The sequence below is a fragment of the Acinetobacter sp. P1(2025) genome, assembly GCF_051390655.1.
In the GTDB taxonomy this organism is placed as follows: domain Bacteria; phylum Pseudomonadota; class Gammaproteobacteria; order Pseudomonadales; family Moraxellaceae; genus Acinetobacter; species Acinetobacter junii.
In genome coordinates this window covers 24,986-46,884 of record NZ_JBPKBJ010000025.1, presented here as the reverse complement: position 1 = coordinate 46,884, position 21,899 = coordinate 24,986, and the positions used below count along the sequence as shown (strand labels likewise).

General features: G+C 38.8%; 20 protein-coding genes and 1 pseudogene. 9 read left to right on the top strand and 12 right to left on the bottom strand.

Annotated elements, in window-relative coordinates; genetic code table 11:
• Window positions 1-110 precede the first annotated feature (110 nt).
• The 4 genes and pseudogenes from ACSC97_RS08285 to ACSC97_RS08270 all read right to left on the bottom strand — a co-directional run.
• A pseudogene (locus ACSC97_RS08285) lies at window positions 111-425 on the bottom strand (hypothetical protein); the annotation flags it as partial.
• A 33-nt stretch (window positions 426-458) separates the two neighbouring features.
• Window positions 459-611 carry a hypothetical protein gene (locus tag ACSC97_RS08280; RefSeq protein WP_436660387.1) on the bottom strand — a complete coding sequence of 51 codons (153 nt, stop codon included), beginning with the start codon at window positions 609-611 and terminating at the stop codon, window positions 459-461.
• Window positions 612-641: 30 nt separating this feature from the next.
• Complete coding sequence (locus ACSC97_RS08275) at window positions 642-1,010, bottom strand: hypothetical protein (protein WP_436660385.1); 369 nt, start codon at window positions 1,008-1,010, stop codon at window positions 642-644.
• Window position 1,011: 1 nt separating this feature from the next.
• Complete coding sequence (locus ACSC97_RS08270; protein ID WP_436660383.1) at window positions 1,012-2,136, bottom strand: hypothetical protein; 1,125 nt, start codon at window positions 2,134-2,136, stop codon at window positions 1,012-1,014.
• Between the two features lie 633 nt (window positions 2,137-2,769).
• Here ACSC97_RS08270 and ACSC97_RS08265 point away from each other — a divergent pair.
• From ACSC97_RS08265 to ACSC97_RS08245, 5 genes are all read left to right on the top strand, one after another.
• Window positions 2,770-3,987: a hypothetical protein gene (locus ACSC97_RS08265; protein WP_436660381.1), complete on the top strand. Its 1,218-nt coding sequence runs from the start codon at window positions 2,770-2,772 to the stop codon at window positions 3,985-3,987.
• Between the two features lie 419 nt (window positions 3,988-4,406).
• Window positions 4,407-4,736 carry a hypothetical protein gene (locus tag ACSC97_RS08260; protein WP_227540265.1) on the top strand — a complete coding sequence of 110 codons (330 nt, stop codon included), beginning with the start codon at window positions 4,407-4,409 and terminating at the stop codon, window positions 4,734-4,736.
• 259 nt (window positions 4,737-4,995) lie between these two features.
• Window positions 4,996-5,703, top strand: a complete 708-nt coding sequence (locus ACSC97_RS08255; protein WP_227592142.1) for an inovirus-type Gp2 protein — start codon at window positions 4,996-4,998, stop codon at window positions 5,701-5,703.
• 1 nt (window position 5,704) lies between these two features.
• Window positions 5,705-6,661, top strand: a complete 957-nt coding sequence (locus ACSC97_RS08250) for a hypothetical protein (protein WP_436660378.1) — start codon at window positions 5,705-5,707, stop codon at window positions 6,659-6,661.
• 19 nt (window positions 6,662-6,680) lie between these two features.
• Window positions 6,681-6,953, top strand: a complete 273-nt coding sequence (locus tag ACSC97_RS08245; protein WP_194597182.1) for a pyocin activator PrtN family protein — start codon at window positions 6,681-6,683, stop codon at window positions 6,951-6,953.
• Here ACSC97_RS08245 and ACSC97_RS08240 read toward each other — a convergent pair.
• Complete coding sequence (locus ACSC97_RS08240; protein ID WP_436660376.1) at window positions 6,937-8,085, bottom strand: site-specific integrase; 1,149 nt, start codon at window positions 8,083-8,085, stop codon at window positions 6,937-6,939. The two genes, ACSC97_RS08245 and ACSC97_RS08240, sit on opposite strands and share 17 nt — an antisense overlap.
• A gap of 133 nt (window positions 8,086-8,218) precedes the next feature.
• Between ACSC97_RS08240 and dusA the strand changes: the two genes are divergently transcribed.
• On the top strand, window positions 8,219-9,235 hold the full coding sequence (gene dusA, locus ACSC97_RS08235) for a tRNA dihydrouridine(20/20a) synthase DusA (protein WP_436660374.1): 1,017 nt from the start codon (window positions 8,219-8,221) through the stop codon (window positions 9,233-9,235).
• A gap of 259 nt (window positions 9,236-9,494) precedes the next feature.
• Window positions 9,495-9,974, top strand: coding sequence for a CHAP domain-containing protein (locus ACSC97_RS08230; RefSeq protein ID WP_004777868.1), 480 nt, complete (start codon window positions 9,495-9,497; stop codon window positions 9,972-9,974).
• Between the two features lie 14 nt (window positions 9,975-9,988).
• Here ACSC97_RS08230 and ACSC97_RS08225 read toward each other — a convergent pair whose 3' ends face one another.
• The 7 genes from ACSC97_RS08225 to ACSC97_RS08195 all read right to left on the bottom strand — a co-directional run bounded on the left by ACSC97_RS08225 (window position 9,989) and on the right by ACSC97_RS08195 (window position 19,432).
• Complete coding sequence (locus tag ACSC97_RS08225) at window positions 9,989-10,810, bottom strand: tRNA threonylcarbamoyladenosine dehydratase (RefSeq protein ID WP_039047730.1); 822 nt, start codon at window positions 10,808-10,810, stop codon at window positions 9,989-9,991.
• Between the two features lie 61 nt (window positions 10,811-10,871).
• Window positions 10,872-12,059, bottom strand: coding sequence for an MFS transporter (locus ACSC97_RS08220; RefSeq protein ID WP_171500855.1), 1,188 nt, complete (start codon window positions 12,057-12,059; stop codon window positions 10,872-10,874).
• A 108-nt stretch (window positions 12,060-12,167) separates the two neighbouring features.
• Window positions 12,168-14,924: an aconitate hydratase AcnA gene (gene acnA / locus ACSC97_RS08215; protein WP_436660371.1), complete on the bottom strand. Its 2,757-nt coding sequence runs from the start codon at window positions 14,922-14,924 to the stop codon at window positions 12,168-12,170.
• 124 nt (window positions 14,925-15,048) lie between these two features.
• Window positions 15,049-15,864: a TatD family hydrolase gene (locus ACSC97_RS08210; protein WP_436660369.1), complete on the bottom strand. Its 816-nt coding sequence runs from the start codon at window positions 15,862-15,864 to the stop codon at window positions 15,049-15,051.
• Window positions 15,864-16,772, bottom strand: a complete 909-nt coding sequence (locus ACSC97_RS08205; RefSeq protein ID WP_168154682.1) for an RsiV family protein — start codon at window positions 16,770-16,772, stop codon at window positions 15,864-15,866. Before ACSC97_RS08205 ends, ACSC97_RS08210 begins: the two co-directional genes overlap by 1 nt.
• Window positions 16,773-16,892: 120 nt before the next feature.
• On the bottom strand, window positions 16,893-17,720 hold the full coding sequence (locus ACSC97_RS08200; RefSeq protein ID WP_234856468.1) for a hypothetical protein: 828 nt from the start codon (window positions 17,718-17,720) through the stop codon (window positions 16,893-16,895).
• 119 nt (window positions 17,721-17,839) lie between these two features.
• A complete protein-coding gene (locus ACSC97_RS08195; protein WP_004906585.1) occupies window positions 17,840-19,432 on the bottom strand; it encodes a peptide chain release factor 3 in 1,593 nt (530 codons plus the stop codon).
• A 346-nt stretch (window positions 19,433-19,778) separates the two neighbouring features.
• Between ACSC97_RS08195 and ACSC97_RS08190 the strand changes: the two genes are divergently transcribed.
• Window positions 19,779-20,165: a carboxymuconolactone decarboxylase family protein gene (locus tag ACSC97_RS08190; RefSeq protein ID WP_416688779.1), complete on the top strand. Its 387-nt coding sequence runs from the start codon at window positions 19,779-19,781 to the stop codon at window positions 20,163-20,165.
• Window positions 20,166-20,355: 190 nt separating this feature from the next.
• A complete protein-coding gene (locus ACSC97_RS08185) occupies window positions 20,356-21,885 on the top strand; it encodes a hypothetical protein (RefSeq protein WP_436660365.1) in 1,530 nt (509 codons plus the stop codon).
• The last annotated feature ends 14 nt before the right edge of the window (window positions 21,886-21,899 follow it).

The following is a 21,899-nucleotide window of genomic DNA, read 5'->3' as shown; positions in this document are numbered from 1 at the left end:
GATTCAATCAATAATTGAACCGCTCTATCTCTGATTTCAGGGGTGTATTTTACTTTTTTCATCGGGACATTCTCTCAAGAAAAGTGGTCTCCGACAAACCCGGTACGGTTCATCAGGTGTTTGCTGAGCAGTCCCATCGAATAGCCAACCGAGCTAATCGATTTCAAGGGATAGGCATTGGCACTGGCAAAGGCTTCTTTGAAGTAGATACCTTGATCGGTTAAGCACAAGCCATTTTTTCCCTGTCCAAAGACGGTTTCATCCACCAAGACCAAGACTTCTTCAGCTTGAGTTTGTGCAGGTAAATAACTCATCGCACCCAGAATCTTATTCATGGGAATCTGTGGAGCGACATAAATGTTTGGGTCAGCTTGTAGTAAAGCCAACTGAGCAAACTGTTGTTTAAACTGATTAAAGTCCATCATCGATTTTTCACTCTTGTTCCCATGAAGGCCTGATCAAAATATAAATTTCAGTAATTGAAACGGCCACATGATGGCGCGTCCCAAAAGGTAGGCTGCGATTGGTCCACTGTCTTCAATCCGCCAAAGCAGATAAAACCAATACAGCACCGCAATACTGAGATAAGAGATCACTATTTCTTTATTCATGTTTTTTTCTTCGCTTTATCTTTGTTTTAACTATTCATTCGGCGCGATCAGTTGCCAACCAATATCAGAGTCGAAGGGTCGTAGATAGACGGTTTGCTCTTGGATAAACGATTGCTTATATTCATCGTCAAAGCGTTCAACATGCACTTGGCAACTGTAAAGGTCATATTTGGAGCTGGTGCCTGTCTGCCCTGCAAATAAATTACCGACTTGGCATTGTTGTAACTTGATCTGTATCACCGAGTGATCTTGGGCATGCAATAACTGAAGTATGGCATTCGCTTTAGGAATTTCCCGCGCTGCATCTTGTACTCCACAACCCGTTAAACTCCCCAGTAATAACAAGCTGCTGACGACTCCAGTGCTGATACGAGACTTGAGTTGAAATGGTTTGAACATTTTATAGTGCTCCCTCAGTTTCACTCGATGCAGCCTCTAAACTCAGTTGAGTGAGTTCTTCATCTGTTGGTGGTCTAGATTCCAAGATGGGTTCTGGGATTTGTTGCTCAGGGTCTCGGTAGTTTTTTAAGCCAAATTGAAACGGTAGTTTTTGTTGAAGTGGATATGGCTGTTTGGAATTGAGGCTTTGATTGGATTCATCTGCAATTAATGGACGGGTGCTTAAATACAGTTGTGAGGGATTGATGGTAGCTAAGCGTAGGTAGCGGTCATCATTGTTGTTGTGTTGATAGAGGATGACTTGATCGATGCGGAGTTGTCCTTGTTGCACACTGAAGATAAAGCCCAGATAGTTTCGTTTATCTCGTTCATCTCTCAAATTGCCGAGTATGATTTCGGCATCCTTCACTGAGGCACTAAAGATCAGGTTTAAGGTCGAGACCACTGAGGAATAATAATCCGCTGTGGTGGTGGATGAGGCTTGGATGTGCATCACTTGACGATCTACATCATATTGCGCTGAATCTTCCGCTGTGGGACTCAGTACATTGATTGGGATCGGTGCAGCCAAGTAATTTAAAGCATCTTCGAGTCGCCCTAAGTCGACGTTGACCTGAGCCGTGAGTTTTTTATGTTTAGCATTTTCAGCGTGTAGGCGTTGTTGGTACTGCTCCGCGGTTTCAAACTCACCTTTGCCTTGCCCTTCAACAGGAGTTTTAAGAAAACGAGCATGGTTAATCACGAGATCATTCGCACTGGCAAACAGGTCATTGTTTAGAAATTCCTGTAAGGATTGCTGTCCTGGTTTTTCTACTCCCAGCACCAAGATTTGATTTGCTTTGAGTTGCAGTTTGTCCCGGAACTGTTGCAGCGCAGATCGATTGCCTTCTTGAGCATGCAGATAATCACGGAAACCTGAAACATCAGCTTCGGCTAGTTGTTGATTTAAAAATGGTTGTATTAATTTGGCCTCGACCAGAACAGGTCGATGTGTTGGTTCAAGTCGTTGGCTGAGTGCTGCATTTTCGTCAGGGCGTAAAACTTCAGTGGAAGCATTTTTATTTCCACAGCCGATCAGTAAAAATGATCCGAGCACACAGACAAACAGAGGATGGAGATCCTTCATTTGTTTACCCCAGATAAAATTATTGTTTTATGTATGCTGCTATTGGTTTAGTGATGACAAAGCCATACACAGCACTGGGGTTTAGAGAAGAACGGGAAGTTAAGAATTTGTAGACGCATGGGCGACTCCTTTGTTTATTAAAGAAGTTCTACCGTATCACTGCTAAATGATGGTGGCAGAACGAATGGGGGTTAGCAGACTGGTAAACAAAGAAACCAGCACACCCGAAGGTGTCCCCCAAACGCCTGCCATAGAGAATGGGGGACGAACGGGTCCACAGCACATAAAAGAGAACTTTTATCTACTGTCTTTGTTTATAGGGTCTGCTAAAACCCGCTGACAATGTAGGCCAGCATCGAAAGGATAGCCCCCACTCTGTCTGCCGTCAAGCAGACAAAGTTGAGCGAATTGATTGATGTTGAATTCGTATACAGAAATTATCACGTCAGGTTATGAGTTAGATTTTCAACAGCAAATACGGTTCTATTCTGCGTATTTTTTATTCCAGCCCACATATCCTTTGCTATTTTTCCACACAAAAAACCATTTCTATATTCAAGTTTTATAAAACAGAAAAATATTATAAAATTTAATAAGTAATGATAACTTGTACAAGTTTTTTAAGGAAAAATCATGGCATGGAAACAATTAAAAGAGCAGCCACCTGAATGGATTGATTTGCCTAAAGAAGGCAAGTCTGAATTAAGGACTAAGAAAGACATAAATGCTGATAATAGGAATGCAAAAAAATTAATTGCGTGGAACTTTGAGTTAGCAAAAAAATTCAAATATCCCTTGAATACGAAAGATCCTGTAGTCAACCAACTGCTGAAGCAAATTCAGTCTGGGCAATATAAAGAAATCAATATACAAACCTCACTCCTAGAAGATGGTAAACTTCAGCCTACAATTTTTCATTTTACAAGGGGCAGCATAATACCTGAGGCTTGGTTGAAATCTGTAGTTCAGGAATTTAATCCAACTGATGTTCTGATTTTAAGGAAATGCCAACCACCATCACATAGCCTTATTCAGCTTAAAAGTGCCATTGTCATTATTTTTAGCGTTATCATAGAACACTTTATTGGAGAAGAATTTCAAAGCAGCTTAAATATTGGAGAGGCCTTAAAACTCACTTTAAAAGAAATAGAGAGGAATCCAAGCCCAAATCAGCAAAAAGAAATTGGGGTCTTTGCTGGGCTAATAGAAGTTTCAGAACTATTTGAAGATTATTGTGCCTTACCACAAGTCAATAACGTAAGCTTGCAGGAGTTTTTTAATGAATTAGACATCATTAAGGCATCAGCTAAAATTAAAGAGTTTGAAGAGTTAGATAAATTTGAAAAAAAATATCCACCACAAACTCCACTCCACAATCGAATAAGATACATGTTAGGATTATTTCAAATAATAATTAATCAAGCGATTGATATAGGATTATTAGACAAGTTTAAAGTATCAACAACCCAAGGAAATCAAAATATTTCTATCGCAACCAAGCATCATTTATTAAATGAAAAAAAACTGCTCAGTCGACTCAATGGTGATGAACGTAGTCAACGTGCCAATCAGGGCAAGACACAAATTACCGAACGTATAAAGCAGAAGATCAATGAACTACTTAAGGCCCATTCCAACGAAAAATACAAAAGTATCAATGAAGCCGCAGAAACATTCAGGGTATTGCTTACGGAGAAAATAACGCAGATTATTCATGATGATCAGCAATCCTATCAGCACAATTTTCGATATGGCGAAGATCATTATTTTGAATTGATTAAGAGTATCATCAAAGCAGATGATGAGTTGAAATCACAATATAATCGTAAATCATTAAAAAATAATAAATAATTAAAAAAAATATTTTCTAGGAGAGTTCTCAATTAATTTTTGCTAGGACAGTACATTTACCACAAGCCCAAGCTAATGCATGTGACAGGTGCAATTAGCAGTTTGGGTGACACAAAAATTTCTTCAATTCGTATTGATTAAAAGTTGGTAATTATGTACATCCGAATCACCCCCAATTCACAGCAAAAACACCTTCCGCAAGGGATGTTTTTAGCTCAATCACAGCTAGAAAAATTCAGGATAATACTATTAATTACAATAGTTTACTCACAGCATGGCAAGGTATTTATATTCCATAAAACCTGCATTCTCGCTTTGATTCTGGACTTGATACATTTATTTCTTTCGAACATAAATGTTTGTTCTTATATTCAAAAATGTCACATGTCTGCTTTATTAGAACAGAAAAAGGTGTACTCATGAATAAGAAGCTAAGAAAAGTAGATGCTCGACTTGCAAAAATTTCCCAAAAAGCACCCAAACCTAAACTAGTAGAGGTTGTTTTAAGTAATTACGCCAGTAATAATTTAAATCGATCTGAAGCAAAAAAAATAAGCTATGAAAGCTTAGATGAAAGAGAAATCTTGTCATTAATTTCTCTCCCAGCGTATGAGCTAAGACCTTCATCTTCACTCGAAAAAAGTTTGATATACAGAGAACATCGCATTAAGAGGATGCTGAATATAACTTACTTCGTGAGAGAGTGTCTCAAAGTAAAACAGGTTAGCAGCCACTATCAAGTCAGTTGATAAGTTTAATGGTTTCTTTACATACCCTGATTGGTTTCGTCCTTTTATTCATATTTTTGATGAACTAATAGATACAAATAGAAGGCTACTTGAAGACTTTCAGGTTTGTGAAGAAATCTCATGCTTCTTTGAAGCATTAGACTTGTTGGATAGCGATATTAATTTGTTCGGCCTCTTTGAACAGAAGAAGCAAAATCTGCACTATCTTCAAGTGAGAACCAACTTATTAAATCGTTTTTTTCAACTGATACGTGAGTGTATGAATAGTAACGAGGTCAAAATCGCTATTCAAAAGCGTACCCAAAAGTGTGCTGCTCAATTAAAAGGTTGTCGTAAACTGATAGATGCTTGCTTTGAGCGACATTCAAAGCTCTTAGTGTTACGAATTGACTTTGGATTCAAAGTTCCAGATGAGATTTGGCAAAGTAACTATCACTTTAAAGACCTTAAGCATGAGTTTCACTCTAGAGATAATCTGAAATTGTTAAAGAACTTGCTGAAACAATTCATGAATAACCGTAGGCATAATTCAATTTTGAATAAGATCTTCGCTTACATAATTAAATTTGAACACGGTATCAAGAAAGGGTTTCATGCACACGCGATACTCTTTCTGAATGGTAATGAATGTATGAAAGATGGTTACTACGCAAATCAGATTACAGAATATTGGAATAAGCTCACGCACGGTAATGGCTGCACCTATAACTGCAATAAAGCAAAACACAAATACAAAAGATTAGGTATCGGTATGATTAATCACCTTGATCGTGAAAAGCGTATAGTTTTAGACAAATGTCTTCAATATCTGTGTAAAGCAGATCAATCATTCATATTCAGAGCACTAGATTCCACTGAATATAGAGCCATCCAGAAAAGCCAAAAACCCAAAAAAATTAGCAATGCTGGTCGCCCCCGCAGAGCATCAATTTCATCGTCTGTAATTAAAAAAAGCGGAGGTAAATAATATGTTTAAGAAAAATGATACTCTTCTGCTACAGCGTACATATATCAGTAATTTAGCAAGAATCGCCCAACCTCACATCAGCCCAGTAACACTCGGGCAAGTGAGTGTTGAATTATCAAGTGTCCATTTGCCTAGTCTAGCTAGTTCTGAAAATGGCTATCAGAATATTAAAGCTTTGTCTCAAAATATTGACAAGCTTATAAAATCCTTGCACATGGCACATCATTTACCTTGGGTGAATGGGAGCATGAACTTAATGCTACACCCAAAACTATTCCTATGCATTGAATTAGCAAAGCGATATGGATTAGTTGAACAAAATCTTTTTTACGGAACTGATCCAATAAAGGTTTCTTGGTTCATTCGTGAATATCAGGATTCTCAGCATACTCATTATTTCAATGAGTTGAAAAAGACTTGGGAACATACTCTAAAGTTGAGTGAACAAGAACTTAGTCACTCTCTAAAATTAGTTAATAAAGTAGCAAATGGGTTTGCACTTCATGAGTTCATATCCATAATCGATTCATCCCCAATTAACTCCCTTCATTTAAATGAGTTTATTGAGGATGTAAAGAATGGATTCATAGTTAATATGAAGGAAGACGAATTACTGGCGATTTTCCTGAAAAAAGAGCCTCTTCCCAATAGACAGATGAGATTACGTTTTATCATTTTGTTAAAACGTGATTTCTTGGACAGCCCTGCACATCTGACCGACTTAAGTTCTTTTGAAAAGATTAAATTATCTGTTGAACAAACACACAGCTACCAAATCCTCTATGATCCATCTCTGTTGAATGGCTATATGCAGAGTAATCTTTTTCATAAAAAAACTCAGTCATTTAAAGAACAGATAAAGCAGCTCAGAGTCTACCTTACGGGGACTGATGCTCTATACAGGATTGGATGCGTAGAACCAACATTTAGTGTTTTGTATACGAAAGTCAACTCTTAATGATTGAGAGGTATTTTTGATGGGTGCGTTCCAGTTAAATACTACTGATTACCTATTCATGAAATATCGATCTATGACTGTCGAATTAATGATAATAGTACAAGACTATTATCCTCATTTAAGTAAGGCAGAAGCACTGAGAAAAGCAAATAATCAAGAATTTCCTTTCTCAGTTTTTAAAATAGATTCAAGCAAACGTGCACCATTTCTGGTACACATTAAAGACTTGGCTGATATCCTTGATAAAAAATATTCAGAAGCTGCTAATGATTTTGCTACGTTTCATCGATGAGGCGTAGTACCTCCTCTAACTGTATAACATCCCTTCTCGCCTTCACTGACACATAACGCTGTAAACTGCTCCAAGAGTCATGCAAACTCACTTTCTGAATCTCAGGAATAGTAAAACTCTGTTCTGCTAAGCGTGTACAACCTTCATGTCTCAAATCATGAAAGCGTAGATCATCAATACCCAACATTTTACAAGCTTCTCTGAACTCTTTGCCTAAGCTTTTAGGATTCAATGGCAGCAATAAGTTTTCATCATGCCCAAGCTTCAACATCCGTTCACGAACTTCTGACTGCTTTAATCTTTTTATCATTTCCTTACAAGGATCAAGAACATCAAATGATTTATGATTACCTTTAGAGCCATTTGGATTTTTTAGATCATGCACTTTCCATGTTGAGTGATGTGAATCATAATCTCGAAGAAATAATCGTGTTAATTCAGCTTCACGTCTGCATGAGAAAATTGCAAACCACATAATCAAATGCATTGGGTATTTAGAGCCATAACGATTTAGCTTCCATCGTTCTGCAAAATACTTCGTCAATGCAATCAATTCATCTCTCGAAGGCAGTCGGTCTCTTTTTTGACTGGAGGATATTTGACGTGTTTTTCTTAACTGAGCAGTAGCCTTATCAAAGCTATTTAAATCAATATCCATTTCCCACATAACAGCAGCATGAGAAAGAACACCTCTGATATGTAAAAGCTCATGTTGCAGTGTACTAGTCGCAATAGGTTCAAGATCGAGGTACGGAATTCCACCCTTCCTTAAAGCCACATGCTCGGCCAAATGTACTGATTTTATTTTTGTGATAATATTGCGCGCAATTGGTAGCTTCTTAATTAAGAGCAGAGAATAGCGTTTCGTCCTTCCGTACTCGCTCCCGACTTCATCCAAATATTTATCTATGGCATCTGATAAGGTCAGATCAATCAACTTTTCTTTGCCAAGCAAAATATCAGGATTTTCTTGAATTTCGACTTCTCGTTTCTTAATCCAGTTTTCAGCTAATTTCTTTGAGTGAAATGTTTTACTTTCAGAAAAAGCAGGAAAGCCCTTTCGAGTGATTCGAATCGCAGCACGATAGTTAACTTTGCCATCTGCACCTTTCCTTGCTGTAATTGACCCCATAATTTACACCAAAAGCTATTTTTTCTATTATGGTGTAAAATTTGGTGTAAATGCAAACGGATTCACCCATCTAAACACAGGTTCAAACAGATTCTCGCAGGTTGCAGAATATAGATTAAAGGTATGATTTTTAATGACTATTAACAAAAACATTGAAAACACTCAATCTCCGAGAATCAGTGTTGCCCCGATGATGGATTGGACAACAAAAGATTATCGTTTCTTTGCTCGTTTATTTAATCCAAATGTAGTGCTTTACACTGAGATGGTGACTACAGGTGCAATTATTTATGGCGGTGCAAATCGTCATTTGGATTTTAATCAGCAAGAACACCCAATCGTGTTACAGCTGGGTGGTTCAAATCCACAGGAGCTAGCAACTTGCACTAAAATGGCTGAAGATTGGGGATATAACGAAGTCAATCTAAATGTCGGCTGTCCGAGTGATCGTGTTCAAAATAATAAAATTGGTGCCTGTCTAATGGCAGAACCAAATCTAGTTGCAGAATGCATTCACAGTATGCAAAAAGCCGTCTCAATTCCTGTCACGGTAAAACATCGTATTGGAATTGATGATATGCAGTCTTATGAAGAAATGCTGCACTTCGTCGATACTGTAGCAGCTACAGGATGTACGCATTTTATCGTGCATGCACGCATTGCGATCTTGCAAGGTTTGTCACCCAAAGAAAATCGTGAAGTTCCGCCTCTGCGTTACGAGGACGTGTATCGTCTCAAGCTAGAACGCCCGCACCTCACTATTGAAATCAATGGTGGCATCAAAACTTTTGAAGAAACCAAACAACACTTACAACATGTTGATGGTGTAATGATTGGTCGCGAGGCATATCACAACCCTTATTTACTGGCTGAGTTGGGACAACTTTGGAATTTGGATGCACCCGATCGTTTTGACATCATGCAACAAATGATGCCTTATATTCATCAACGTGTTGCTGAAGGTGCTCCCCTTTCTATTATCACTCGCCATATTCTAGGATTATTTCAAAATCTTCCTGGTGCGCGTAAGTGGCGCCAATCCCTCAGTGGTGGTAATGCAAAGACCATAGCTGATATCGAAAATGCGATTCAAAATATTCAAGCAGCAATGCAAAGAACTGAAGATTATCTTCGAGAGCATCAACTTTGATTGATGCTCAAAAAATGCCAACTTCATCACATTAAGAAATATCATTTTACAAATATTAAAATTTAAATTTTCGCTTTTATAAACTACTTAAAATTAAGAAAATCTTCATTAAGTTTTTTCCGTAAGTTCATTATCAACAGCTTAAATTGTTATATTATTACATTACATTTTAGTCTTTTTGAGATTTATCGCTTACTATGTGCCGCGTACAGATTCTGGCACACGTTCAGTTGTTTTGAAAATGCGGTAGAGATTTACAATGATTTATGATGTTCCCTCAGTTGACCACAGCATGATGCACCCACCTGCACAACAGTTGGTCATCCCTTATCGAGAAATGCCAAAACCAGCATCAATACACACAATTGATGTCGACAAATTTTCTCAAAAGCTCACCAAACGAGCATCTTATCGAAGTTCATCTCAATGTGCTAAATTCGTTAGAATTGCATTGCAATCCGCAGGAGCTAAAATTGTTCAGCATCCTGTAGCAGCATCGGATTGGGGACGTACTCTTCAACAAATTGGCTATCAAAAAATCAAACCAGAGTTTAACAACCCGCAACCTGGCGATATCTATATTATCCATCGCACTAAAAAACATCGTTATGGACATATTGCAGGCTTTACAGGTTCACAATGGGTCTCAGACTTCAAGCAAACCAGTTATGATGTTTATAAAGACCCTAACGTGACTTATAGCTATTACCGTTTAGCACCGCAATACCCGCAAGTTTAAATTTTAGGGCTTTCCTAAGCCCTCATCTTATCGAGTTTTTTCAGTACTTCAGCCACAGCAACCATTGCAAAACTCGATGTTACTACAACCGCCGAACCATAACCGCCACAGCGCAGTCCTGAGCCTGGATTAAACAAAGCACCGCTTTGTCCAGGCGCAAGATGAGGGCTCTGCCCGAGTGACGTAGGACAGACATCAGCACTTGAAAACGGATTGTCAATAGAATAGACGCAAGTTATTCCAAATTTTTCTTTTGGCTTTTTGCAAATACCTTTTGAACGAAGTTGAGCACGTAACTTAGCAAGCATTGGATCTTGTTCTGTTTTCGATAAGTCTGCAACGCGTATTTTAAGTGGATCAAGCTTACCACCAGCTCCACCAGACACGATTAACGGAATCTTGTTAAAACGACAATGTAGCATTAACGCCAGCTTGGCTTTGACATCATCAATACAATCTAAAATGATATCAGGAACGGGATCTAGAACTTCTTTGACATTCTCAGGTGTCAAATAGTCATCAATTACATTCACTTTAATACGTGGATTGATCTGTCTGCAACGCTCTGCCATGACTTCAATTTTTTCTTGTCCTAAAGTAGAAGTCATCGCAGGCAATTGACGATTGATATTTGATGCAGCAACGACATCCATATCCACTAAAGTTAGCTCACCAATTCCTGAACGAGCGAGAGCTTCCACTGCCCAACTGCCTACACCACCTATACCAATCACCATGATATGACTAGTTTCATAATGACTAAATGAACTTTCTCCATAAATTTTAGCCACACCAGCGAAACGGCGGTCATATTCATCATTTTGGAGATCAGTCATCGTAAAAAATTCTACAGCTAAGAGTTAAGCAGCTATTTTAGCGTGTTTATCCAAATTTAGGCTACATTGATGATACTTGTGCATGCTGTCGACGACTCAAACCAATCAAGACTAAAAGCACAACAAAGGTGAGTGAAAGCGCCAATAAATTTGCATTATTCCATCCCAGACTAGTGAGGATTGGTGCAGGTAAAAAAGCACCTAAAGTGGCGAATAATGCAATCACCGTTTCATTGATTCCTTGAACACGATGCTTTTGTTGTTCTTCCAATCCAGCCAATAATGTCGAAGCACCAGAATAAGCAAAGTTCCATCCCACACCTAAAACAATCAAAGCGATATTAATAAAGATACCTGCTTGTCCCATCATCGGTATAAATGCAGACAACATTAATAAAATAAAACCCGTATAAATAATCGTATGGGTTCCCCAACGTTGAATTAGCTTTGACACAAAGAATGATGGGACAAACATTGCCAAAACATGCAACTGGATTGAAATTGATGCGTAATGAAAAGAGTGATGCTCTTTTAAATGCAAAGACGACATAATCATCATCACATTCATAATATAGTATGCAAATGCTCCACTAATAATCGCAGCAACAACCAGATGCTTTGACATTTTTACTCGATTCAGCGATTCAACCTTTGGCTGTGGAGTTTGTTGTAATTTGTGTTTTGAATGCCATATATACAAAATCGGCGATAACAACAAAGCCAATCCGCAGAAGATCAAATAAATTGCTGTGAAATCTGGCAATCCCTTCACTTTCTGAAATTGAATGGCTAATACAGGTGCTATTACAGCTGCCACTACACCACCTGAAATCACCAATGCAGTCGCTTTGGGGATTAATTCAGATGACAAACGATCAGATGCTGCGAAACGATAAAAACTCGCTGTAGATAGAAAAAGCCCAAGCGAAAAATGTGTAAGACACAGCAGCCAAAAATCTTGTTTTAATAAAGCTTGATATCCCCAAAAACCAGCCGCAAATAAGCAGAGTACACCAAATTGAAATACCACATGGCGCCCCCATCGTTTCATCAGAAATGAAAAAACAAAGGTTGTTAATAGCATCGCCAAAAATTGCAAACCATATGGAACTGTCGCTAAAGCCTGCGTAGGTGCAAGCTTTAAACCGACGATAGCAGAAACCGTAACCGACAATACTGCGGCAATTAGATTGAATGCTTGTGCAATGAGTAGGTAATACACATATTTAGGTAACTGATTCAACGCTATCGTTCCATGAGATTTAACTCAGATACCATACTGCTAAAACATTTAAACTTAAATAAAAAGATGAAAACCTAATTTTCATCTTTTTATTGATTCATAATCCATTTGAAATTAAGCAGCAATTAAATTTCGAAGCACGTAATGCAAAATACCACCTGCTTTGAAATACTCCACTTCATTTAAGGTATCAATACGACATAACACTTTAAATTGGTCTTGGCTACCATCTTCGCACATCACACTCACATCTAAAGTTTGATGGGGTTGAATATCATCAGATAAACCATGAATAGAAATTACTTCACGTCCCGTCAGATATAGAGTTTGACGAGTCTGCCCATCAACAAACTGTAACGGCAACACCCCCATACCAACTAAATTCGAACGATGGATACGCTCAAAACTTTCGGCTATCACCGCTTTAATCCCAAGAAGATTAGTTCCTTTTGCAGCCCAATCACGAGATGAACCTGTACCGTACTCTTTACCTGCAATAATCACTAATGGCGTTTTATCCTGCTGATAACGCATCGATGCATCATAAATTGCCAATTTCTCATTGCTTGGGATATAAATCGTATTTCCACCTTCCTCACCACCGAGCATTTCATTTTTGATACGGATATTGGCAAATGTACCTCGCATCATCACTTCATGATTACCGCGTCGTGAACCATAAGAGTTAAAGTCTTTTGCATCTACGCCCTGCTCTTGCAAATAGCGTCCAGCTGGACTGTCTTTTTTAATATTCCCCGCTGGTGATATGTGATCAGTCGTCACCGAATCGCCAAGTACAGCCAAAATCCGTGCTTGCTCAATATTGGTAATTTCTGGTGGAGCTTGGCTAATCGTTTCAAAGAATGGTGGATGGCGAATATAAGTCGAGTCACTTTGCCATGCATAGGTTTGACTTTGTGGAATTTGAATCGCCTGCCATGTTTCATCTCCATCAAATACTGCTGCATATTCTTTATGGAACATGTCAGTGTTTACTTTTTGCAGCACCTGATCAATTTCTGCCTGACTTGGCCAAATGTCTTTTAAGTAAATATCTTCGCCATTGCTACCTTGCCCAATTGGTTGAGTGGTGAGATCAGTACGGATATTTCCTGCTAAACCATAAGCAACAACCAAAGGTGGTGATGCAAGCCAATTGGTTTTGACTAAAGGATGTACCCGCCCTTCAAAATTTCGATTACCAGAAAGTACAGAAGCGACATTTAAATCCTGACATTGAATGGCCTCCTCAACAGCTTCAGGCAATGGCCCAGAGTTCCCAATACATGTGGTGCAGCCATAACCCACTAGATTATAGCCAAGCTGATCCAAGTACGGCGTTAAACCAGCAGCAGCTAAATAATCGGTGACAACTTTAGAACCGGGTGCAAGTGAGCTTTTTACCCATGGTTTACGCTGTAAGCCTTTTTCTACAGCATTCTTTGCTAATAAACCTGCGGCAAGCATCACGCTTGGATTGGATGTATTGGTACAAGAAGTAATTGCAGAAATCACCACATCACCATGATTTAACTGAAAGCTTTGACCATCCAATGTGCAAGTTGGACTGTCATGAGGGAGATTGGCTTGTTTAGCTGCAACCGCAGTTCCACCACCGCCTTCATTTTCTAAGTTTTCTTTTGCTTCTTTGGCAGGCTTTAATGTGAGCTCCATCAGCGCATTAAAGGTTTTTGGAACATCTGAAAGTAAAACTCGATCTTGAGGTCGTTTCGGACCCGCTAAACTCGCTTGCACCGTACTCATATCGAGACTTAAGGTATCTGTAAAAATCGGTTCATCACCTGCATTTCTCCATAAACCTTGTTCTTTGCTATAAGCTTCAACCAAGTCAATACGATCTTGTTGACGACCTGTCAGTGCCAAATATCCGAGTGTGACCTCGTCTACTGGAAAGAAACCACAAGTTGCACCATATTCAGGTGCCATATTGGCAATCGTCGCTCGGTCAGCTAAAGGTAAATCAGCTAGACCATCTCCATAAAACTCAACAAACTTCCCAACGACGCCCTTTTGACGCAACATTTGAGTAATGGTCAGCACTAAATCTGTAGCAGTGATTCCTTCATTTAGCTTGCCAGTCAATTTAAATCCAATCACTTCAGGAATTAACATTGACACGGGTTGTCCTAACATTGCAGCTTCAGCTTCAATACCACCTACACCCCATCCCAAAACACCTAAGCCATTAATCATCGTGGTATGAGAGTCTGTTCCAACCAAGGTATCAGGAAAGGCAAATGTCTCACCATCATCGTCGCCTAACCAAACCGCTTGAGCCAAATACTCCAAATTGACTTGGTGACAAATACCTGTACCCGGTGGGACGACGCTGAAATTGTTAAATGCAGATTGCCCCCAACGGAGGAATTGATAACGCTCACCGTTGCGCTGCATCTCGATTTCAACATTTTCCGCAAAGGCATTTTCATCTGCAAAATGATCGACCATCACGGAGTGGTCAATTACCAAATCCACAGGAGATAAAGGATTAATTCGATTTGGATCACCGCCCGCTTGTGCCATCGCAGCTCGCATCGCGGCTAAGTCAACCACAGCAGGTACGCCTGTAAAATCTTGCATCAGTACACGCGCTGGACGATATTGAATTTCTTGCTCTGAAGATTTCGTTTTTTGCCAATCTACTAGAGCTTGTATATGCTCTACTTTTACACTTTTTTGATCTTCAAATCGCAATAAATTTTCCAGTAAAACCTTGAGAGATTTCGGTAATCTATCGATGTTACCAAGCGTTTGAGCGGCATTAGGCAAACTAAAAATTTGATAAGATTTGGATGCGACAGTTAAGGTTTTTAATGCATTAAAACTATTGATTTTGCTATATCTGGCCATTAGGTTACCCTCCCAGCATTGGCGAGTTTGATTATTATCAAGTTGTCTATTTAATGTACCCTTGTTTTAAAATGCTTATGTTCCCTTTTAGTTATCTTATGATTGGGAATGCTTTCTTATTCTTCTAAAAATCCAGATGTAGAGCGACCAAAGAGTTTTTCCACAATTGTTGTGCCAGTGTTTCTGTCGATAGTCCAAGCGTTTGTGCCAAACTCTCTAACACATAAGGCAAATTCACAGGTGTGTTTCGAGTACGCTGTTCTGTAGAGGTTTGACAGCATAGTGGTGTCATATCTGGACAATCGGTTTCAATCACCAAATGTTCGGCACCTATCGCCTGCACAACTTGATGTAATTTTTTTGCATTCGGATTAGTAATTTGCCCAGTTATACCAATTTTAAAACCGAGTTTGATCAGCGCTTTGGCTTCCTCAACGCCACCACTAAAAGCATGGGCTATACCACCAAATTTGAATTTTTGTGCTTTTAAAATAGCTAGGCTTTCCGCGTGGGCTTTGCGGATATGCAATAACACTGGTTTTTGATACCGAGTTGCCAACTCAAGTTGAGCATTAAAATAGTCTTGTTGCTTGGCAAACAATTCAGGTTCTTTATGTTCTTTTAAAAAAGTATCTAAACCAATTTCCCCGACTGCAACACTGTCATATTGTTGTAAGACCTGTTCGAGTCGATGTAGATGGGATGACTGATGCTGTTCAATATAAAATGGATGTAAGCCTGGAGCTAAATAGGATTGCGGGACATTTTCCCACGCTTTTAATTGTTGGTGAGTTTGAATAAGTTCATCAAACCGAGATTCAATAAAACCAATCAGTACTAAAGCTTCGACCCCAACCTGTTTTGCCTGAATAGCCAGTTGTTGCCGATCATGATCAAAATCGGCAACATCAAAATGGGTATGAGTATCGAAAAGTTGCATTAAGACGTACTTTTGTCCGTTGCTACGACAGTAGAAGCAGCTGGCATCTCAACTTTTGGCAAATACTCAGGTTTCAATACACCCTGTAATTGATCAAAAGGAATCACCAAACGTGGCAGCCCGACCACATAAGGACCAATTTCATATTCTCCATATTGCAAGATCAAACCTTGCTCACCCAAAAAGTAATTGTCTGTTACTTGGAATGGCCATGCCTGTTCATATTCATCAGCTGTATTGGCAAGTTTTGAATCAATCACCCATGTTTTAAACGCTTCATGTGCAAGCTTATCAAGTTTTGCTTTTTGCTTAGGTAGAAGCAAATCATTGAGCTGAACTTGTTTTTGGTTTTTCAAATCAAAATTATAGTAACGTTGAGCCGTAGAACCATGTGCACCACCCAAGTAACTACTACTGTTCAAAACTACAGTTGCCAATGTGCCTTTGGACTGCAAAATCTTAGGTTTAATCATCAAACTAATTTGATGACTACTACTTAATGCTTTCAATTCTTCATCGATTTTAATAAAAGCATTTGCATATTGCTGAGCTTGAACATCTAAATGATTGGTTTGCTCACTGCCTTGCGCTGTAGATGAAGCCTGATCTGCATCAACGATTTCTAACATTTTGCTGAGTTGATCTAAAATTTCTTGATCAAGTAATTGGTCTATAAATGGAAAATTACTTTGCAGGCGTTCAACCGTAAAATCTGGACATGTGTTGCCGTTACATTCAGGCAAAGTCACCGCTAGTTTTACCGTTTCACCACGTAGAACAGGCTCTGAGGTCTGATTCACAACTGGATCTTGTGGCTTATCTTCTGGCTCTTTAGGTTCTGATTTTGGTTGACATGCTGCAAGCAAAACAGCACATGCAAGAATGCTATATTGAAAAACTTTTTTCATCTAAAACCTACAAGCATTGTTATGACACAAGAGAATTTAAATGCTATCGAACTTATGCCAAATTCGCCATAAGTACATGCAATTTCTATACGAAAATCAGTGCTGAGTATTTAACAACTGCTAAAACATTTGCTGATATATTTCAGGCTGTAACATCTGTTTACTTTGTTCTGTCGTTAAATAAATATCAAGCTGTGGCGCATCTTTACTGATTTGATTCGCTCGATAATGCAAACCAATCCCCTCGCCATCAAAGAACCAATCTGATTGACCCCAGTATAATTTTTTAGGGATTTGTTTTTTAACTTCATCCGACTGCTTTTCAATCCATTTTTGATAATGAGTTTGAACGATTTCATTCATCGCATTCTGCTGATTTTTTTGAATCACATCGAGGACGGTTAAATTCTTCTGCAACTTACGATCAGCGACAAAAAAGTAATAACGATCTTTGACCGAAATATCTTCCTGTTTAGTATCTACCCCAATCTGTAGCAGTACATATTGATTACGTTGCGAAGCAATACGCGTATTCATGCGCAATTCATAGGCTTTATTTTTAGAATATTTTTCCTGCCACTCATCTGACTTTTTAACATAGGCATTAATCGCCTGCTGCAATGTCAAATTCTGATTTTGTTCAATTTGTTGCTGGATGACGTTGGCTTGATTTTTTGCAATCCATGTATTTAGCCATTCATCTTGCGTTTTTATCGTTTGAATATCGAGATCAATACAATTCTTCTTTTCACAAAAAGGCAATGCATACTCAGCCTTTGCTTCCTTCATATTTAAATAAGGTAAAACTTCTGCTTTTTCTAAATTTGTAGTTTGTTGTTCAGTCTTGTCTGCTGATTCAGCTTCATTCTTTTTGGGTTGATCACATGCTGTTAAAGCCATCACACTAACAATCAAACTAGCGCCAAGAAATGGTTTTAAAATATTCATATCGTTCATCCCTTTATTTTTTTAATTCCTCCCTTTTTAAAGAGAGAAGTATCACAAACTCAAATCTATAAGACTTGTGACAAAGTCCCTCTTATCGAAAGAGGGACTTAGAAAGGCTTTTAGTGTTCACGTGTGTTACGGAACTGGATATCAGGCCAACGCTCTTGCATTAACTGTAAATTAACACGGCTTGGTGCAAGATAAGTTAAATGACCACCACCATCAACTGACAATTGATCATGCGCTTTTTTCTTAAATTCATTGAGAATCTTTTCATCATCACAATGAATCCAACGCACGGTATGAACACTTACAGGCTCATAAATACAGTCAACTTTATATTCTTCTTTCAATCGGTATGCGACCACATCAAACTGTAGCACCCCAACTGCACCAACAATCAGATCGTTACTGATTTGTGGCATGAACACCTGAGTCGCCCCTTCTTCAGACAACTCTTTCAAACCTTTCTGCAATTGCTTAGATTTTAAAGGATCACGTAAACGAACACGGCGGAACATTTCTGGTGCAAAGTGTGGAATACCCGTGAAATGAAGTTTTTCACCGCTGGTAAAGGTATCACCGATCTGGATGGTACCGTGGTTATGCAAACCGATAATATCACCAGGCCAAGCTTCTTCAAGATGCTCGCGCTCACCTGCAAGGAAGGTTAATGCATCACTAATACGTACATCTTTACCTATACGCACATGATTCATTTTTAAACCTTTTTCATATTTACCTGAACAAATACGCATAAAGGCAATACGGTCACGGTGTTTCGGATCCATATTGGCTTGGATTTTAAATACAAAGCCTGTAAATCCTTCTTCGTTGGCATCTACAGTTCGCTCTTGAGTTGGATGCGCTTTAGGTTCTGGTGCCCAATTGATAAATGCATCAAGCACATGATCAACAGCAAAGTTACCTAATGCTGTACCAAAAAGTACTGGCGTTTGTTTACCTTGTAAGAATAATTCACGATCCAGCGGCTCATTTGCCATTTGAACCAATTCGAGCGATTCCTCGAAAGAAGCCCATGCCAACTCACCAACTTTCTCACGAATATCTGCATGATCATAACCATCACGTACTTCAATGTCCGTAATAGTTGAACCGAAACCAGCTTTATAGACATACAATTTGTTTTCTAGCAAATTGTAAACTCCAGCAAAGTCACGTCCCATACCTAAAGGCCATGTAATCGGTACACAACGAATATTGAGGACATTTTCAATTTCATCCAGTAACTCTAACGGCTCACGGATTTCGCGGTCCATTTTGTTCACAAATGAAATGATCGGTGTATCGCGCATACGACACACTTCCATCAATTTAATGGTTCGTTCTTCGACACCTTTCGCACCATCAATCACCATGAGTGCTGAGTCAACTGCAGTCAAAGTCCGATATGTATCTTCCGAGAAGTCTTCGTGTCCTGGTGTGTCCAGTAAGTTAATCGTATGGTTTTTATAAGGGAACTGCATCACAGACGTGGTAATCGAGATTCCACGTTCTTTTTCCATTTCCATCCAGTCAGATGTCGCTGAACGGTCTGACTTACGGCTTTTGACCATACCCGCAACCTGAATGGCTTTACCCCATAACAACAGTTTCTCAGTCATGGTGGTCTTACCCGCATCGGGGTGGGAAATGATCGCAAATGTGCGTCGTTGGGCAACTTGTGCCGCTAATTCATCTTTAAAACTCATGAGAAAAATCTTCAATATGTACACAGTTATGTACACATTGCTTAATATGTACCTTAACTGAAAAAGTGAGAATTCAAAATTGGCGCAATTGTAGCAGATTTAGAAGACTTGTTTATTGATTGTTGATAGGTCTTGTTTTATCCACAAGTTCGATTGTTTTTCAGACATAAAAACTTCTCAACAGTTTTTCGATTAACGAATCAAGTTCAATATTAATTCCCTTAAACATTGAGTGAGAACAACTCAATTCAAAATGGGCTATTTTAAGATTGATATAAAACTGGTTACTATACGTGCATATTTATGGATAACTGCAATAATTTCTTATCTCTATACGAGTCAAAACATGTCACAACAAGATTATGAAAATGGACTAAAAGTTCGCACTGAAGTTATGGGTGAAAGCTTTGTCAAACGTGCTCAAGACAACACTGTTCCTTTTACTCAACCACTCCAAGATTGGATTAATGAACATGCTTGGGGATCAACTTGGCAACGTGAAGGTGTATTGCCTCGTAAATACCGCTCATTGGTCACAATTGCATTTTTAACTGCACTCAAAAGCCCAACTGAGCTAAAAGGTCATATTCGTGGTGCTTTAAACAATGGGGCGAGTGTTGAAGAGATACAAGAAGTCTTATTGCATAGCCTTCCATACTGTGGCGCTCCAGCGACGCAAGAGGCATTTCGTGCTGCGCTCGAAGTGATCAATGAATATCAATCTAAGACTTAAGATTCATATCGTTTAATCTCGCTCTAAAAGAATGCCGAACAACCTAGATTCGGCATTTTTATATCCTAAATCCCACTAAATTACGTCCAATATCAATCAAATACGCCTCCAATTTCATTAATAAACTTTTTGCCATCATCTTTAGAGTCTGAACTTATTAACATGTTCGGAAAGATGCCGAATATTTTAGATGAAATGGAGTACAACATTGAGCAAGAAAATAGAACCCCATCATGAAGGTATACAATTTCCAATTCAATCAGGAAAAAAAACTCCGAGCACCACTCACACAGCAAAACAAATTCTAAAAGCCGCACTACAAAGTGTAAATTCCCCTTATGTTTTACAACTAAATAATGAGAAGAACTGGAGAAAAAATTATCCAATTTATTTCCATGAATTAGTTAAAACGGGTATTGAATCTATCAACAATCCTCTTCCCATCGCTCAAAAAGGATTAGACAAAGCCAAAGAGTTATTTACCTTCAATCGAGCAGAACAAAGTCATACTTTATCTGATGCAATGATCAAGATTAAGGATCAACCCTTTGAGCAGTTCATCTTGAAAGGTAAAGGCGATGCGACGATAAAACCGTGGTTTATCCCTTATCAAGGCCAGAAATTACAAGGTGACGCTTTACTACAACAAATCGATCTTTGGGAGCAGCAAAAGGTCATTGAGCCAACGCATGCCAAAGCTCTACGCTTACTCAATCAACATCCTGAATGGTTTGATTTATCTAATCGCACCATGGTGTTGTTTGGTGCAGGTTCTGAAGCTGGACCATTAAGTTGGTTAGCAAAATGGCGCGCCAATATTGTTGCTATTGATTTACCTCAACCCAAAATTTGGGAAAAAATTACTAAAGTCATAAAACAAGGTAATGCAACGCTTATCGCTCCACAACAAACGAACGCAAATGGAACACAACAACTCGGGGCGAATTTACTCACTCAAACTCCAGAAATTGCCAATTGGTTAAATAGCTTTGAACAAAGCTTAGATTTAGCTGGGATCGCCTATTTAGATGGCGAAAAACATGTGCGTGTTTCTATGGCAATGATTAGTATCATGGAGCAAGTGAGCCAACATAAACCTGATAGCAGTATTATGTTTATGCTGACCCCAACCGATATTTATGCGATTCCAAAAACAGTGGTGAATTCCATTCAATCTCGTATAAAACAGCGTCCTGTAGCCGAAAAAATTCTGACTAAGTCTATTCACAAAATTTCGTTGTCTAACTTTTTTAAGCCGAATTTCAATCAGTTGATTGAATGTGATAATGGTCAGCAATATGGTATTTCAGATTGTATGGTGATTGAACAAGGGCCAAACTATGCCTTGGCCAAACGATTACAGCAATGGTTTGCGATTACTACACGAGCTCGTGGTCAGAAAACGGTGATTAATATTGCTCCATCCACTACAACTCACTCTGTCGTAAAGAATCCAATCCTCAAAGCCGCTTTTTCTGGTGCTGATTTATTTAAAGTTGAGACTTTTACCCCTGAAACCACCAATGCAATTATGGCCGCCTTATGGGTTCATGATTTAAACAATCCAGAAAGTGCAACCAATCCTAAAAAAGTATTGGATCATCCACTTGATCTCATCATGGAAAATGCTAATCACGGCGGTTTGTGGCATGTTCCATATCTTGCTAGAACAGCATTACCATTTGCAGCAGCTTACGGTTGGGTGAGAGAAAAGTTTTAACTCATAAACGGATG